This window comes from Vibrio sp. SG41-7, from assembly GCF_014164465.1.
Classification (GTDB): domain Bacteria; phylum Pseudomonadota; class Gammaproteobacteria; order Enterobacterales; family Vibrionaceae; genus Vibrio; species Vibrio splendidus.
On the sequence record NZ_JACJFF010000025.1, the window covers coordinates 19562 to 35732 of the forward strand.

Consider the following 16171-nt stretch of genomic DNA (forward strand, 5'->3'; position numbering starts at 1 on the left):
GTAATAAATAAGGTTGTGTTTAACAAGTAGATTTCGAAAGTGGCTGAGATTCGATCAGCAACTGAGTCGCAGGATGAGCAGGTGTGCTCATCACTTGAGGTGTCGGTCCATGCTCCACCATCTCTCCATGGTCAAGAACCAGAATTTCTTCACAAAGCGCCTTTGCCGCACCGAGATCATGCGTCACCAAAACGATTCGCATGTCGCGCTTATTTTTCAGTGAGTTAAGTAAATCCAGCAACCTTTGACGGTTCACAGGATCAAGGCTGGCAGTCGGCTCATCGGCCACCAACACTGCGGGTCTAACGACAAGAGCCCGAGCGATAGCCACACGTTGAGCTTGGCCAGTAGAAAGCTGACTAGGTTTCAATGAGAGCAAACTGGCAGGCAAGCCCACGTCCAATAGCGTCTCTTCAATAATGCTTTCATTATTACCAGAAACATCTAAGTTGCTTAGCGGCTCAACTAAGATCTGTCGAACGGTATAGTAAGGATTGAGGCTTGTGTGCGGTTCTTGTGGCACTAACTGGATCAAGCGACACACCCTTGCCTGCGTTTTGCGATTGCGAATCGGCAGCAAATGGCCAAATAGGCTGATTCGGCCAACAGTCGGTGATTTTAGGCCAAATAACAGCTCAATCAGTGTCGATTTTCCGGCACCAGAACGGCCAACAATGGCTAAGCTTTTGTCTTCAACATTGAGGTCGATGTTCTGTAGCGCTTTGAACGCCTTACCACCCAGCCAACTTGGCACTGAGTAATAATGAACTCCGACATTGTCGAACTTAATCTCGATCGGTGTTTGTGTTTCTGAATCTATCACAGGCATTAACAGCGAGACTTCTGAATTTAGTGGTAAGGTCGGGCTCATTCGATTAAGTCTCTCAATGAACAACAGAAAGCGTGAGAGCTTGATTCAAGCGCATGTTTTGGTGCGCCGTAAGCCACCACTCCACCATCATCGATGACCAACAACTTGTCACACGCTAATGCGCTGTGCAGGTCATGAGTAATCAACAAGCCACCGATTTGTCGCTGTTTAACATTGTCTCGAATCAGCTTAAGTATCTCTTGCTCTGTCACCGGATCTAACGCGCTGGTTGGTTCATCGGCGATGATGAGATCGGCGTTACTCAGCAAGCCAATCGCAATACAAATCCGTTGGCGCTGCCCTCCCGAAATTTGGCTCGGATATAACGGCAATATAGTTTCAGGGTTAGGAAACCCAAGCTGCACTAACAATTCAATGAGTTTGATCTTGTCTTGTGATTTAAGCTTAGTGCGCGTCCCCGTCAATGCCAAACTGAGTTGACCTTCAATGGAAACCAGAGGATTTAATGCTTGAAGCGCATCTTGAAAGATAACTGCGGGGCGCTGTGCTGCGGTTCTTTGCAACATAGGCAAGCCACACACGGCATCGCCAGAAAGAGAAATATGGCCTTCAACCTCAACCGTATCTGGCAGAAAACCCGCAATCGCGCGTGAAAGCATCGACTTACCAATGCCTGATGGACCCATGATCGCCAACAGCTCACCTCGATATACATCGAAATGAATATCTTGAAAAAGTGTTCTCGAAGAGGTTTTGATCGTTAATTGGTCAACAGACAGAAGTGGGGCGTTCACGCAGATACTCATAAATGGATGTTATAACATAACAACCCTATCATTAAGCCTACATGATGAAAAGCGGACATTGAACCGTATCGCATTTTATTTGCTGTTTGATTGACCATTTTTACTAGGTCATTAGATAGAAAAAGCGCCCTTAGCATAATGCTGTCAGGCGCTTTCAAAAGTACTGGCAATAACGATTGTGTTTCTAACCTAATGACACGCCGCGGATGCACCTTCTGTTGGAAGGCTCTTCTGCTTAACTTGTGCGATGAACGGATACAAGAAGGTAATACGTCCAAGATAAAACAAGGTAAACGCCAACCACAAACCATGATTGCCCCACATATCGATTGATAATGCCTGTACCGCTAAGAAAACCAACAAAGTAGCTATGCTAGAGTCCCTAACTGGACGCGTGGTACCCGTTCCGGTAAAGATGCCGTAAACCGTTAAGCCAAAGCCAGACACCAGCGGGAACACAATCAACCACGGAGCCATCTCTTGATATAGAGCGACAAGCGTTAGGATATCGGTAAACAAGAAGACAATGCTGTCTTTGAATACCAAGGTGAGGAAGGTCAGTACGACAATAAAACTCGCCGTCCATTGGAAGTTAAGTCTTAATACACGATCCAACATTGAAGGGTTTTTCTGACCTACCGCTTTACCCGCGAACACACTCGATGCATTGGCAATGCCGTCAAACATGTAACTGACAATGAAGGTCACCTGCATCAAGATCGCGTTAGCAGCCAGAACATCGGCACCCAGTTTAGAACCAGTACGCGCCATCATGTTGAAGAAAACTAAAATACAGATGGTACGAAGTAAGAGATCGGTATTTGAAGAGATGATTGTCGATAGGTCTTTCTTAGTCACCTTCGAACCTTGTAGGAACTCAGAGATCGAGATATTGCTGGTCTTAATCACCAGTGTCATACCAATAGCGAAAGTAGTGACTTGTGCAATCAAACTTGCGTAGGCCACACCCGCAACACCCAAGTCGAAATAAAGTACAAACACCGCATCCAATACAATGTTCAACACGTTACCAAACACTTGTGTGTAAAGAACTTCTTTGGCTTTCGCCTGCCCCATTAACCAACCAATAATGGTGTAGTTGAGCAGTACAAAAGGTGCACCATAAATCAAAATACTGAAGTAGATATGCGCGTGCTCAGCCACTTTCACTTCAGGTTCTATCACCCACATCGCGCCTTGCCAGATTAGCGGTTGTATCAAGATAAAGATCAAACCCACCAAACCAGACAATACGAACGGACGCATCAAGCTGCCCGCTAAATCAGAACGATTCCCTTTGCCCAGTGCCATCGCACTTTGTCCCGTGGTACTAACACGGAAAAAACCAAACAGCCAATACATGGTGTTCATAATGATGGTGCCGATCGCCACGCCACCAATCAATTCAGCAATGCCAAGTTGGCCGATAACAGCAGTATCCACCGCACCTAACAAAGGCTGTGTCACCGTAGAGATGATGAAGGGAAAGGCGATTTTAAGATAATCTTTATGGGTAATGGTCATATATTCTAGCGAGTGATATTAAGAATTATTTGCAATTAGAACGGAATGCTATCGCTTAATCCGTACGTTGTCATCAATTACTGAGGTAAATTATCAACAAGCTTTCTCTTCATTACATCATCAACATAAGATGCCTTTCAGCCATTGAGTGAGCAAATTAACCACAACAAATGAGTAAAGCCACGCTCGAAAAAAAACAACAAAACCAATTACCGAGCCAATTGATTAGTTAGCCTAATAAAGGCTCAGTAAAAACTCACAGGGAGATAGAAATCAAGCTCAAACACTTCATCACTATTGAGAAAATGGTTCCGATGATAATGCACATACGCAGGAGTCGAACGCTGTTTGAAACCAGAAGCCGGCAACCATTTTTCCAATACCATACTGATCTGTGGTAGCAGCTCACCATAACGACCATTAAGTCGAAATACAGCATGCAAACCGCCTGGAATCACCATCTGGTTCACGACACTTCGATACTTGATCGGCTCATCTATCGCGATGCACGCTACATAACGACACTGATCCATTTCAACCCAAGCGGGGTTAGAGTGATGCAAGCCGAACTGACTCGAAAAATCACGCTGTTCAGAGTTCGCCCATGCTTTCAATATCAACCACGCATTACGAATGGATCGGTTATAGCCAGTATGTCGAACATAAGCTGCCATTCGGTCTGATACTTCAACAATTTTAGGTTCAGGCAACTCCCGCTGCGACACATTCAAATAGCCTGCCGCCACTTCGGGATCTTTCAGGTAAGGTTTTTCTGCAATCTGTAAATCATGCTTACGCCATTCTCCGGGCGACATATTAAAAGTCGCTTTAAATGCTCGGCTAAACGAAGACACAGAGCTAAAGCCACATTTATGGGCGATCTCAACCACAGACGAGCTGGTATCGAACATTAATTGATTGGCCGCGTACTCCATTCGAGTGCGTCGAATGTATTGATGCAACGACTCCCCAACCACACTTTTGAACGTGCGATGAAAATGTTGCTCTGAATACGCAGCAATCTCAGAGAGCGCTTTTGCTGACAAAGGCTGACTGATGTCTTGGTGAATATGAAACAAAACATCATTGATTCGGGATATATGTTGTCGTGACATCGTTCAAATAGCATAAATGGACATGTTTAAGAGCATAAACGGACACGCCAGTTTTTACAATTGCCGTGTAATATCAAGCGATAGAATAAAAACGATAAACGACGAGACACAACACATGGAAATCGCACAGTCATTACAACAGATTCAATCTTCATACATTCGAGAGATCCTCGCAGCCGCAAGCGATCCAAATGTTATTTCGTTGGCCGGTGGTTTACCCGATGCGAAAACATTCCCTATCGATTTAATGAAGCCTACGCTAGAAAACCTAGCGAACATGCCTGAAGTTTTCCAATACGGTTCGACCGCAGGTTATGGCCCGTTGCTTGATCACCTAACACAAAGCTACCAATTGCCAGAGTCACACACGGCAATGATTTGTACTGGTTCTCAGCAAGGTTTGGATTTGATTGCTCGTGCGTATGTTGACCCGGGTGATGTGGTTGTGATGGAAGCGCCAAGCTACTTAGGTGCGATGCAGGTGTTTGGCCTAGTTCAAGCAAACATCGCTACCGTGTCTCAAACTGAATTTGGCCCGAACCTAGATGAACTGGAAACATGCTTTGCCGAGCAAGCGCCAAAAATGTTCTATGCCGTGCCTGATTTCCACAACCCAACCGGTGTGTGCTGGGCAACAGAAACTCGTCAAAAAGTGGCTGAGCTGTGTATCAAATACAACGTAGCCTTCATTGAAGATGCACCATACCGTGAGCTACGTTTCACTGGTACGGAACTGCCATTGGTTTCTTCGTTCTGCCCTGATAACTCTATCGTTCTTCGTTCATTCTCTAAGATTGCATCGCCAGGCCTACGTATTGGCGCGGTAACAGGCAAACGCAGCTACCTTGAGCCACTGATCAAAGTGAAACAAGGCGCTGACTTGCACTCAAGTGTACCCATGCAAGCGCTGCTTGTCGGCCTTCTAAAACATGAAGACTTCAACGTACATATGGAAAACATTCGCACACTGTACAAGTCTCGTTATGAAGTGTTGTTTTCAGAGCTAGAAAAACAACTGCCTGCAGATTGCGTGTTAAAAGCCGTAGATGGCGGGATGTTCATTTGGGTAGAAATCCCAGAGTGCGATACCTTCGAATTAGCTAAGACTTTGCTATCGAATGGCGTGGCGGTTGTACCAAGCCCAGTATTCTATCCAAAGGCCGATGAAGCAAAAGCCGCACTGCGCTTAAACTTCACTAACGCCAACCCAGAAGAGTTGACTGAAGCGGTGAAACGCTTAGCGGAAGTACTGAACCAAGCGTAATCGCTGATTAAGTCAGACAGATTAATACCAAGGCCCTGCTGTATTTTTACAGCAGGGCCTTTTTGGTTTGGGAATACGTATTGTAATTCCAACCAGATAAAACGGTTTCATTGCATTTCTTAGTCCATAAACCACACAAAAAGAAATGATAAATAGCCCTACTTTTGGTTGGTTTTTGTCCTTCCTTGGCTTGGTTATACTGCGGCGGATTTTAATAAGCCAATATGGGCAAACCTGAGTAAATCAAACTCAGTATGTATCATAAAAGGCAACCGCTCTGGATTTACGTTCCAGCTCGCAGAAAGGAAAAACCATGTCTCAATATGTTGTATGTGCTCTGTATAAATTCGTAGCACTTGATGATTACCAAGAAATTCGCCAGCCACTCACTGACGTGTTAGAAGCCAACCAAATCCGCGGTACTTTGCTACTTGCGAGTGAAGGTATCAACGGCACCGTTGCAGGTAAGCGCGAATCTATCGACGCTCTTCTTCAATGGTTCAAACAAGATTCTCGCTTGGCTGATGTTGTTTACAAAGAGTCGTTCAACGAAGAACAACCATTCAACCGCACCAAGGTTAAGCTTAAGAAAGAGATCGTAACCATGGGCGTTGAGGGTATCGACCCACGCCACGTTGTCGGCACTTACGTGAAACCAAACGAATGGAACGCTCTGATTTCTGATCCTGATGTGATTCTGGTTGATACTCGCAACGACTACGAAGTCGATATCGGCACATTCAAAAATGCTGTAAACCCAAACACAGAAACCTTCCGTGAATTCCCTCAATACGTTGAAGAAAATCTCGATCCTAAGAAACACAAAAAAGTCGCGATGTTCTGTACTGGCGGTATTCGTTGTGAAAAATCAACAGCCTACATGAAAGAGCAAGGCTTTGATGAGGTTTACCACCTTGAAGGCGGCATTCTTAAGTACCTAGAAGAAGTACCAGAAGAAGAGAGCATGTGGGAAGGCGACTGCTACGTATTTGATGGTCGTGTTGCAGTAAACCACCAGCTAGAGAAGAGCGGCTACGACGTGTGTAACGCTTGTCGCCTGCCAATCACTGACGAAGACAAAGCCTCTGAGCACTTCGAGAAAGGCGTAAGCTGCCCTAAGTGTATTGATAAGCACAGCGACGAGCAGAAAGCCCGTTTCCGCGAACGTGAAAAGCAAGTTCAACTGTCGAATGCTCGTGGCGAAACCCACGTAGGTGGCGAAGCCGCTCACCTTATCGATCAACGTAAGAAAGAAAAACTAGCACACAAAGAGCAGCAACGCTCTGGTAAGAAAGCGAAGTAAGCTTTCTGCTTTCAACACACATAGTTCTAAACATGTAACGATAAATAGTTAGCTATATACATACAAAAGGGCGCAAGTTCGAAGATGATTCCTCGAGTTTGAGCCCTTTTTTGATCGCTTTACGGCTTTGTGTTTTGAACCACATTTCTTTCGATAAATTGCTTCTATACTGTTAATAATTCGACTAGAGAGGAAGTGCCAATGCTCAATGAAAACCATGCCTTTATCTTAGATTTCCCAGATCTTAAATTAGACATTGTTCAGCTCAACCACGACGACGAAAAATTCAAAGCAGACATGCAGAAATACCACCAACTCGACTACGACATCCGTCAGCTAGAAATCTCTGGCAGCCCTATCGATGACGACAGCATGCACAATCTCAAAGTTGAACGCATGGCGCTAAAAGACTCGCTACACAAACAGCTCACGCGCCACCACGCACTTAAGATCGTATAGAAAAATCAGTCCAATACTTTATTCTAAGCCATGCACCACGCATGGCTGTTTGGTTTCATCACATCGCAAATCTAAGCTAATTCGGCTTCTTCAATTATGTTACTGTTTGCTTATTCAAAGGCGTTTGATAAGGAAGCAAGCCGAGTGGTAATAGAAGAAGAGAATATACAATTCCAGCTCGTTTCAAATTCTGAATTCGAAGAACTATTTGCGTGTGTGAAAAAAGGTATATTCATACACGTAGATGACGTTTTCGGTTGGGATGACGACTTCCAACGTCAACGACTTTTAAACGATTACCATCCCTCTTGGTTTCATTGGGTATACCGAGGAGAAGAGAGGATTGGACTTGTGTGTTTTAAGCCTTATGACAACGCATACCATATTCATCTGCTGATCATTTTCCCTCAAAACCAAGGCCGCTCACTTGGCAAGCAAGTCATGACTCTCATACATAAGAGAGCCATGGAAGAGCGACGTGAGCAAGTCACTCTGTCGAGCTTTAGAAGTAACACTCGCGCCATTAGTTTTTATCAGTCACTTAGCTACCGAGTTGTTGATGAAGGAGATGATGATTTTGTGGGGATGGCTCTCAACCTAGCTAACAGAGATAATCTATTCAGATGCTAGGTAGAGAGCGTTTACTTTAGCGCGCGCTTGAAATATCTAATTTCTCAATCAACGACGGAAAACCCCAACCGTTCTCGCCTTCGACCACAGGTTCTCCGGTCAAATACTCAAACAGCGTTGGCGCTAAAGATCCGTTAGCTTCAATTTTCAATTGCTGAGAGTTATCGCCAATTGGCGCTCCCCAGAATCCGATGAAAGCATCTTTCTCTAAGTAATCCTCACCAGCATGACGCCCCGGTACCTTAGTGTTGTAGCCAATTCCCGCTTTAGGGAACAAGTTAACCGTGCCAGCCCTATCTTCAAGGTAGATATTAGCCAGTTGATTCACTGAATCTGGTCGAGGTGTTGGTTGCGTTAATGAAGTCCACTCAGCACTGCTACACCACGTTGTCACATCCGCCTTAACCGCTCGGTCAATACACTTTTCGACCAATTGAGAATACTGTGAAAAATCAGCTTCGCTTGGTGATGCTAGGTATGGATTTAACCTTTGCGTATTGAGCAAAATCGGCGCTCGGTTGTCTTCCAATGACTCATAGAAAAGCTTGTCACCTTCACGTGTGATCAATTCATCGACCCGTTTTAAATCACGGTTGCCAATCACACGAATAGCGCAACGTTGTTGATCACATGTGCTTTCTCTTACGACCATATAATCAAGACTTTCAGGCAAGCGTTGCGCTATCTGATTGATGATGTCTATGTTCTGACCAGCTGGCGCTGCAATCGGAGACCACTGCGTGAGTTCTTGATAAACCGGCTGAACCTGCCACCCTTGAGCCGAATTAAAGAAGTCCATCATGAAGTTACCACCAGCTGTCGAGGCGACCACCACATCCAATTCTTTCGAGCTTGGGTAGCTTAGAGCATTGGTGATTTTAGGCCCTTCACCCTCGTCTGAAGATATCTTCTTAACCACAATTGGATACTCTAGCTCTGCTTGTAAGCCTTCAAATACCTGCTTTTCGGGGTTGAGCGCGTAGAACACTGGCGTTAAACCATGATCTCCTGCCATGCCCCATAGCGTTTTATCGTAAACGCCTGCACTGCGGTAGGTCGCTTCAATCTGGCGAATCCAATAGTCCAGTCGGTTAAGCTCTCCCGTCGGCATCAGAATTTCGTCACTAAAAGGACCGGTAAAGTGTGCGAAGTGATCCGGCCATGGGTTATAAACCAAGGTGTAGTCTGGCATCCCTTTTCCATCTAACTCGGCAAACTGAGTGATCGACTGTTTAACCTGAGCTCTCTTTGAAAACTTAGTGAAAAAATCAAAGCCAGATATAGACTGATACGCCTCAATATCTTCTATCAAGGCTTGACGCTTTTCTTGCAAAACCACTTCGACTTCTGAACGTTCTTGAAGCTCTTTAACGCAACGTTTCTCACCATAATCACGCAGTGACTCACCCAAACCTAGGTTTACTAGCCCATCGTAAGTGGTGTGAGCATTCCAATCGTATTGGGCGTTGCAGTTCAACGTTTTCAGGTAATCAAGGCGATCAAACATGGTTTGCACCTTGTTGTTTGCCATCAACACATCCAGCTGTAGGGCATCATTACCGAAGAAGTAATACGCTCGGTCGATCTCTCGGTCAACAAAGTGGAAATTAGGGATACCCGTACCACCATTACCAGACACTTTTGCGCCCGTTTTAATGATCGGTAGGTTGCGTACGCTGATCGTCGGAGTAGAAGAGCTACCCACTCGGCTTATATTATTACGATTCTCTTGATAAAGTTTTTTGAAGAACGGAAGATAATTCGGATCACGGTAGGTTTGTTCAGACAGAACCTCCATGAACCTCACCTGCTGTTGATGCTCAGGCTCAATCACCGTTTCTAGCTTAGGTTTGTATTGCGCTCGGTTTTTATGGTTCTGATAAGCAACCGAAATGAAAGGTGAATCTTCATCGACCAACCCCTCAATCAATCCTTGCTGTAAACCATCGACGGTCACCTGGACCGCAAAACGTTTGTGCTGTTGGGATTCTAAGAATTGTATTAGCGCATCAGGCTGGTCACTGAACGCTTGTTGCATCCAATCATCGAGCGCTGCTGCACGTTCTTCTTTAAACACAAACTGTCGGTAGGCTTTCAGCAAGTTTAAGCGCACAAAATCAATAAGCGTGATGGTAAGAGCTTGTGCTTTGTTATTCGGCTTATCAGCGTTTTCTGGTTTACCATCTTCTGCAATCGCCAACATTGCAGACTTCATGTCGCCGTCATCCATTCCCAATGCCGCTTTACCGATCAAATCAACAATGATCGGTTGAATCTGAGCGATGATCGCTAGATCTTCAGGGCTATTGGTTAAGTATGTGTAATTCGCAGGGAGCGTGTCCATATCCTGCCAAACACCAATTTCGAATAACGCATCATAGATAACCACCATATTGGCAATGAACTGTTCATCGATACGAATCCCTTCATGATGTCCCGTTGCTTCAGTCGAGGTATCTGGCTCGTGATGCTCTGAGGTTGCCTTATCTCCAACATGATAGAGGCTATGTTCAAAGCCCTTTAGCGCCTGCTTATCATAAACCGTCGACAAGTAAGATTTGAACACATCTTCACTGCCCAAGCCTGAATAGCGGTCGTAATAACTATAGAGAAAATAACCCAGAGGAATTGAGTACGTCGGGTTAGATAACTGAGCAACGACTCTGGCTTTTGTTTTGACATCTAAAGGGAGAGCGAGAATATACGCATCTAATGTAACGCCACCAATGGTGAAAAGAGCTGCATCACGAGTGAGTTTGGCAGAATAACTTAGGCTTGAAAGCACCTCATTTTTCAACACTTCACTGGAGCTAAAAACGCCACCAATGACGGGCGTTGTTGATATATCAGCGGCACTCGGAGCTGACGTAACCGCCAACGATAAGACACTGAATAAACTGGCGTAACTGCGAACGTGAGAATAAGAGCTCATCAAATTTCCTTTAGATCAACACACTTCTATAAATGCGACTTATTGTTTCAGTTTGCATTTATTAGTCAACCTATGAAAACGTTTGTTTTCTGATTCGAAGAGCTCTTATTGTTATGAAATGTTCATTCTTACTAATATCTCTACGACTTTACCGCATACCCAAAGCCCGAAAGCTTTCTAATGTTAGACGACAGCTATTCCCCTAATTAAACGCTCTCGCCACTCGGCCGTTGCTGCTCAATTCGTAATGGCCAATATAGGCTGGGATAAATACCGATTGCCCTTTAGTAAGGGTTAAATGCTCACCTTTCTGACTCATTAACGTTAAATCATCGTCTATCGCCATTAAAATTTCAGCACCGCTTGTGATGACTTCTTCTTGATGAGGGCGATGAAAGATATTGAAATCAAAATCACTGACAGGAATATCATAACTATCACATTGACCCAGTTTTGAGGGCGCTAACAACAAGCGTTCGAACGGAATTGGCGTGAATTTTGTGCAGGCGACTAACTCAGCGACATCAATGTGTTTTGGCGTTAAACCGGCTCGGAGCACGTTGTCTGAATTTGCCATAATCTCAAGCCCGGTTCCCTTAATGTAAGCATGCGGAGTGTTCGCATTCAAATACATAGCTTCACCTGGCTTCAGTGTGATCAAGTTAAGCAGAAGAACACAAAACAGACCGATATCGTTCGGATATTGCTGGCTAAGCTCAGTAACCAAAGCAAACTCAGCTTGATCTTGATGAGACGCTGCGTAAGTCAGAAGTTGCTCTAATGCTTGATGTTTACGTTGGTCATCTAGAGTTAACAGATCACGGAAAAATGCTTCTAAGCCTAGAGAATCAAGATTGCTACCAAACTCTTCAACCAAACCAGCCAGCTCGATCGAATCCAGCGTTTTGAACAGGCCTAATATTTCATCGAATTCTCGAAAGCCATTCATCGCTTGGTATTCAGTGATCGCGTAAACCAATTCAGGTTTGTGGTTCGAGTCTTTGTAATTACGGTGTCCTGCGGTCAGAGGAATGCTTGCCTGTTCCTCTCTCGCAAAGCCAATTTCAGCTTGGCGCTTGTTTGGATGGACCTGAACAGACAACGCCTTTTCTGCTGCCAAGATCTTAAACAAGAACGGTAGCTCACCGAACTCCTGCGCAATATCGCTTGATAGATAAGCGGGTTTATTCTTGTTAATCAATTCAGATAGAGGCACCAAATGTTGGTCCAGCTTGACCATTGAGCAACCTTTCGGATGCGCTCCCATCCAAACTTCCGCTTGCGGCTCTTGTGACTCATTCTGAAAGCCAAACAGTTCACGTATCGAAGAAATGCTCCCCCATGCATAATTTTGGATGGTGTTTTCCATTGGGAAAAATGAGTGTTCTGAGAAGTGGCTGAGTGACATGGCGTTTTCCGTAGTGAGCCCTTTGAACACAATTCAGAGAGCTGATTTCTAATAACGTAAATAATTAGAAAGACTACAGAGAGCAGCTAGAACCCACATGAGATGAGGTCTTAGACGCAATAGGAAAAATTCTTAGAAACAGGTGAGATCGATGAAAAGCGTGAAAAGAGTCACATTTGAATATTACGTGTAGAAAGCGCTGAGAATAAGATAGCGGCTTGTATCGCACTGGTTGCAATAGCGATGCAAGCAACAATACAAACACCAGCAACTATCTTGTTATCGGGAAGGGTCCTTAAAAGCCAGAGCGAACCTCTGCACTTTTCTGAGGTGATTGAGCTTGTAGGAAAGGCAGTAGCAGTAAGCCAATAACGGCCGCACAAGTCGAGATGGTAATGAAGAATCCACTCCAGCCATAAGTTTCTAGAACGAGCGCTAATGGGTAACCAGAAAGTGCTGCACCCATGTAAGCAAACAAGCCAACAAAACCTGTCGCCGCCCCAGCAGAGTCTTTGTGCGAGCATTCTGCCGCCGCCATGCCAATAAGCATTTGAGGACCAAAAACAAAAAAGCCGACACAAAACAGCCCAGCCGCTTGAAACACAAAATTGGTTAAAGGCATCAACCACAATGCAGAAACTGAAAGAAATATGCCGATGGCAAACAAAATATTCATTGGACCGCGGTTGCCACCAAACAGCCTATCCGAGCCCCACCCAGCAACAAGTGAACCAACGAAACCGCCAATCTCAAACAGAGACAAGGCAGCGTTGGCGTTTATCAAACTGTAATTGTGTTCTTCGGTTAGGTATAAGTTACCCCAGTCGTTGACCGCCGTTCTTACGATGTAAACCAGCACATAGCTAAAGGCGAGCAACCAAATGTACTTATTGCTGAACACATAGGTTTTCAATATTTCTCGATAGCTTAACCCTTGTCCATGATTCTCTTGCGCCAACTCTAGATGGTCACTGCGCCACTTCCCTACCGTCGGGAGTCCCATGGTGGTGGGCTTGTCACGTAAGCGCCAGCAAACGATAAGACCGATAAATACACCAATCACCCCCGGCCAGATAAACCCAGCTCGCCAACTGAATTGCAGCGTTAGATAACCCACGAGAATAGGAATTAGCGCCCCACCAACGTTGTGTGCTGTATTCCATATAGCCCAGCGAAAGCCTCTTTCGGAGCGAGAATACCAAGTCGTCAATAACTTGGAACACGATGGCCAGCCCCAACCTTGGAACCACGCATTCAGTACCCACAGCGAGATGAAAGCCGCTAACGAACTCGAAAAGCCAAACGCGATGTTTATCAGACCAGTCGCGATTAGGCCAAGCCCCATGAAGTAACGAGGGTTTGAACGATCCGATATCGTGCCTGATATAAATTTCGATAAGCCATAAGAAAGATAAAAGAGCGTGCCAATTAAGCCGATATCGCCTTTATCCAAACCAAGGTCGGTGATCATGGCTGGCGCGGCATAATTAAAGGTTTTACGAGTGAAGTAAAAACCTGCATAGCCGACATACATACCTATCATGATGTGGAGGCGCCAGTAGCGATAACTCTGATTGACCTCATCATCAGTTAGAGCATCACTCTTTGACATTGTTGAGCGCAGAAATCCAAACATATTCGTTCTCACACTTTAGGTAATGTAACGCTGATATTGGTACCCGAAGATGAGCCATTAGCGTTGATTGTCATCTTGCCACCGAGCGCCTGAACTCGCTCTTGCATACCACGAACCCCCATTCCCTTGAGAAGGTCTTGCGCTGTAAAACCAACGCCATTGTCTGAGATCCGAAGATAAGCCTGATCATCTAGAATCAATTCAATTCTGATTTCGCTCGCGTTGGCGTATTTAGAGGCATTGTTTAGAGATTCTTGGCACAGCCTGAAGATAGTGACCTTGAGCGTGTCACTCAAACACGAGTAATCACCTTGCCAATTTAACTGGATATCAACGCCGTGATCCGAAAACTCCATCTCTCGAATAAGCTGTTCCACGGAATCTTTTAGGTCAAGATCGTCCAACATCTTAGGTCTTAGTTTTGTAAGTAGACGTTTGGTGGTGTCATAAACATTCAAAGACAATGACTCAATCGTCCCCGCACAGCGAACGCTCATCTCAGCCGCATCGACACGTTTAATAATGCTTGCCTGCGTACGAATTGCCGTGATGTTTTGGCCAATTTCATCATGCAGCTCACGCGCAATATCACGACGAACCGACTCTTCAGCTGTGATTAGCTGGCGTGAAAGGTTTTGGTTTCTGGAAAGCTCGCTTCGCAATTTGGAGTTGAGATCTTTCTGCTTTTGAACCGCAAGGCCAAGCAATATACCGGTAATAGTTTGAGCCGATAGAGACAAGAGTAAGTCAGTAATTTCGAGTTTGGACGTTCCGCTATGAGCAGCAATCAGCGCAACACTGTTTAACAGAGTCGCCAGTAAAGCGCCTTGCAACCCGTAGCGAACGGCTAGCAGGATAATAGGGATCGCCATACAAAATGGTGCGAAGCGCCTTAGTTCATCAGGCAAACTGGTTTGTATCAAAATACTGGCCACCAGCAACACACTGTATAAAGCGATGTGACGAATTTTGAACTCTACAACATTATGGATTAAGTAAGAGCTCAGCGGCGCCCACTTATTTTGGAATAGATAGTTCCAGACCAGATAACACATAGGCACCAGCATCAATCCACCCGTGATACTCGCTAACCACACCATGTAAACGGCTGGTACATGAGAACCCACCACAGCAACGTTAATTGATGCGGTGACCATGATTAAGCTCGCCATCACTAACAAGTGACGATTTTGGTCACCATAATAATAACGCTTGGCAAATAGAGTGGCAGGAATACTTAATCCACTGGCGATTAGTATGGTCAGCCATTGGGGTTCATCAAGCAATAACGCTAACGCGATCGCAAGTCCCCACTCTGCAATATAGATAGCAGGCCAATAGTGAGTGCGAGTGTGCAGCGTCATTCCCAATCGAAGTGAGAATGGGAAAAGCAGAATGGCTAACTCAGGGTCATTAATAAAATAGAAGGCAATAACCCATAAACAAAACCATGCACAGCCAGCCATAAAAACCCCACATAGTGAAGTGGCTAAATAGGAGCGCATTAGTACTGATCTTGAGTGAACAATTTAGCTAACTCAACGTTGTTCTTAACATTGAGTTTGTCCATCGCATTGGCACGGTGTACATGCACCGTTTTATGGCTAACCCCTAGCTCAACGGCGATAGATTTCACATCGAGCCCTGTTGCCAATAACTGACACACTTCGCTTTCTCGGCGGGTGAGTTGGTTTAAAGAGGCTTTATTCTTCATTGGTGTCGCAAGCTTTATAGCGATATCGGGCGTGAGATAACAGCCACCATTTGCGCTCGTATGTACGGCTTGGATTAACTCATCTGGGCTACAGCGCTTACTGAGGTAGCCTTTAGCTCCTAACTCTAATGACTTCTCAACCATTGCCGGAGAGTCATGTACGCTCAGCATGATACTGGCAATGCCTGATGGAATTTCTTCCAATAAGCTCAAGCCACTTTCATCCTGCATTGAAATATCCAAGATAACGACATCAGGGTGACAACTTGGCAATCCGAGGCGCGCTTCTGCCGCAGAGTTAAATTCACCCACGACCGTAATATCAGTTTCAAGACTGAGTAATTGAGCAAAGCCCGAACGAACAATGACGTGGTCATCAACAAGCGCAACATTAATCATGATATTAACCAGAATTAAGAGTAAGAAAGAAAAATAGCCCCGACAGGAGCTATTTAATATTAAGTTTATTGATAGAGATGATACTGAATCGAACTAGCGATTGGTATGATCTCACGTGCTTTAATCCGATAAAGTACGTGAGACTATCT

General features: G+C 45.0%; 13 protein-coding genes. 4 read left to right on the plus strand and 9 right to left on the minus strand.

What is annotated here, in order from left to right:
- Positions 1-19: 19 nt before the first annotated feature.
- The 4 genes from H5300_RS09195 to H5300_RS09210 form a co-directional block, all read right to left on the minus strand.
- Complete coding sequence (locus tag H5300_RS09195; protein WP_182795824.1) at positions 20-871, minus strand: ABC transporter ATP-binding protein; 852 nt, start codon at positions 869-871, stop codon at positions 20-22.
- Positions 868-1626, minus strand: coding sequence for an ATP-binding cassette domain-containing protein (locus H5300_RS09200; RefSeq protein ID WP_017083002.1), 759 nt, complete (start codon positions 1624-1626; stop codon positions 868-870). The genes H5300_RS09195 and H5300_RS09200 overlap by 4 nt, the downstream gene beginning before the upstream one ends.
- A gap of 201 nt (positions 1627-1827) precedes the next feature.
- On the minus strand, positions 1828-3162 hold the full coding sequence (locus H5300_RS09205) for an MATE family efflux transporter (RefSeq protein ID WP_182795825.1): 1335 nt from the start codon (positions 3160-3162) through the stop codon (positions 1828-1830).
- A gap of 245 nt (positions 3163-3407) precedes the next feature.
- Positions 3408-4277, minus strand: a complete 870-nt coding sequence (locus H5300_RS09210) for a GyrI-like domain-containing protein (RefSeq protein WP_017085035.1) — start codon at positions 4275-4277, stop codon at positions 3408-3410.
- A 115-nt stretch (positions 4278-4392) separates the two neighbouring features.
- Here H5300_RS09210 and H5300_RS09215 point away from each other — a divergent pair, with 115 nt between their 5' ends.
- From H5300_RS09215 to H5300_RS09230, 4 genes are all read left to right on the plus strand, one after another.
- Entirely contained in the window at positions 4393-5541 is a 1149-nt protein-coding gene (locus tag H5300_RS09215) for a PLP-dependent aminotransferase family protein (RefSeq protein ID WP_017082999.1), read from the plus strand.
- Between the two features lie 313 nt (positions 5542-5854).
- The gene (locus tag H5300_RS09220) at positions 5855-6844 is read left to right on the plus strand and encodes a rhodanese-related sulfurtransferase (RefSeq protein ID WP_017089989.1); all 990 of its coding nucleotides are present in this window, start codon (positions 5855-5857) and stop codon (positions 6842-6844) included.
- A 201-nt stretch (positions 6845-7045) separates the two neighbouring features.
- Complete coding sequence (locus H5300_RS09225; RefSeq protein WP_010432560.1) at positions 7046-7303, plus strand: YdcH family protein; 258 nt, start codon at positions 7046-7048, stop codon at positions 7301-7303.
- Between the two features lie 96 nt (positions 7304-7399).
- On the plus strand, positions 7400-7933 hold the full coding sequence (locus tag H5300_RS09230; RefSeq protein ID WP_182795826.1) for an N-acetyltransferase: 534 nt from the start codon (positions 7400-7402) through the stop codon (positions 7931-7933).
- A gap of 16 nt (positions 7934-7949) precedes the next feature.
- On the opposite strand, the gene H5300_RS09235 is transcribed toward H5300_RS09230, so the two are convergent.
- From H5300_RS09235 to uhpA, 5 genes are all read right to left on the minus strand, one after another.
- Positions 7950-10865 (minus strand): alkaline phosphatase family protein, encoded by a 2916-nt coding sequence (locus H5300_RS09235; protein ID WP_182795827.1) that lies wholly within the window; start codon positions 10863-10865, stop codon positions 7950-7952.
- 202 nt (positions 10866-11067) lie between these two features.
- Positions 11068-12273 (minus strand): mannose-6-phosphate isomerase, class I, encoded by a 1206-nt coding sequence (manA, locus tag H5300_RS09240; RefSeq protein WP_017082992.1) that lies wholly within the window; start codon positions 12271-12273, stop codon positions 11068-11070.
- A gap of 295 nt (positions 12274-12568) precedes the next feature.
- Positions 12569-13909, minus strand: a complete 1341-nt coding sequence (locus H5300_RS09245) for an MFS transporter (RefSeq protein WP_004732763.1) — start codon at positions 13907-13909, stop codon at positions 12569-12571.
- 8 nt (positions 13910-13917) lie between these two features.
- A complete protein-coding gene (gene uhpB, locus H5300_RS09250; protein WP_182795828.1) occupies positions 13918-15414 on the minus strand; it encodes a signal transduction histidine-protein kinase/phosphatase UhpB in 1497 nt (498 codons plus the stop codon).
- Positions 15414-16022 (minus strand): transcriptional regulator UhpA, encoded by a 609-nt coding sequence (gene uhpA / locus H5300_RS09255; protein WP_004732761.1) that lies wholly within the window; start codon positions 16020-16022, stop codon positions 15414-15416. Before uhpA ends, uhpB begins: the two co-directional genes overlap by 1 nt.
- Between the last annotated feature and the right edge of the window lie 149 nt (positions 16023-16171).

Coding starts and splice junctions, on each gene's coding strand:
- H5300_RS09225 (WP_010432560.1), top strand. CDS start 7,046: ATGCTCAATGAAAACCATGCCTTTATCTTAGATTTCCCAGATCTTAAA.
- H5300_RS09220 (WP_017089989.1), top strand. CDS start 5,855: ATGTCTCAATATGTTGTATGTGCTCTGTATAAATTCGTAGCACTTGAT.
- H5300_RS09195 (WP_182795824.1), bottom strand. CDS start 871: ATGAGCCCGACCTTACCACTAAATTCAGAAGTCTCGCTGTTAATGCCT.
- uhpB (WP_182795828.1), bottom strand. CDS start 15,414: ATGCGCTCCTATTTAGCCACTTCACTATGTGGGGTTTTTATGGCTGGC.
- H5300_RS09235 (WP_182795827.1), bottom strand. CDS start 10,865: ATGAGCTCTTATTCTCACGTTCGCAGTTACGCCAGTTTATTCAGTGTC.
- H5300_RS09205 (WP_182795825.1), bottom strand. CDS start 3,162: ATGACCATTACCCATAAAGATTATCTTAAAATCGCCTTTCCCTTCATC.
- H5300_RS09230 (WP_182795826.1), top strand. CDS start 7,400: ATGTTACTGTTTGCTTATTCAAAGGCGTTTGATAAGGAAGCAAGCCGA.
- H5300_RS09210 (WP_017085035.1), bottom strand. CDS start 4,277: ATGTCACGACAACATATATCCCGAATCAATGATGTTTTGTTTCATATT.
- H5300_RS09245 (WP_004732763.1), bottom strand. CDS start 13,909: ATGTTTGGATTTCTGCGCTCAACAATGTCAAAGAGTGATGCTCTAACT.
- manA (WP_017082992.1), bottom strand. CDS start 12,273: ATGTCACTCAGCCACTTCTCAGAACACTCATTTTTCCCAATGGAAAAC.
- H5300_RS09215 (WP_017082999.1), top strand. CDS start 4,393: ATGGAAATCGCACAGTCATTACAACAGATTCAATCTTCATACATTCGA.
- uhpA (WP_004732761.1), bottom strand. CDS start 16,022: ATGATTAATGTTGCGCTTGTTGATGACCACGTCATTGTTCGTTCGGGC.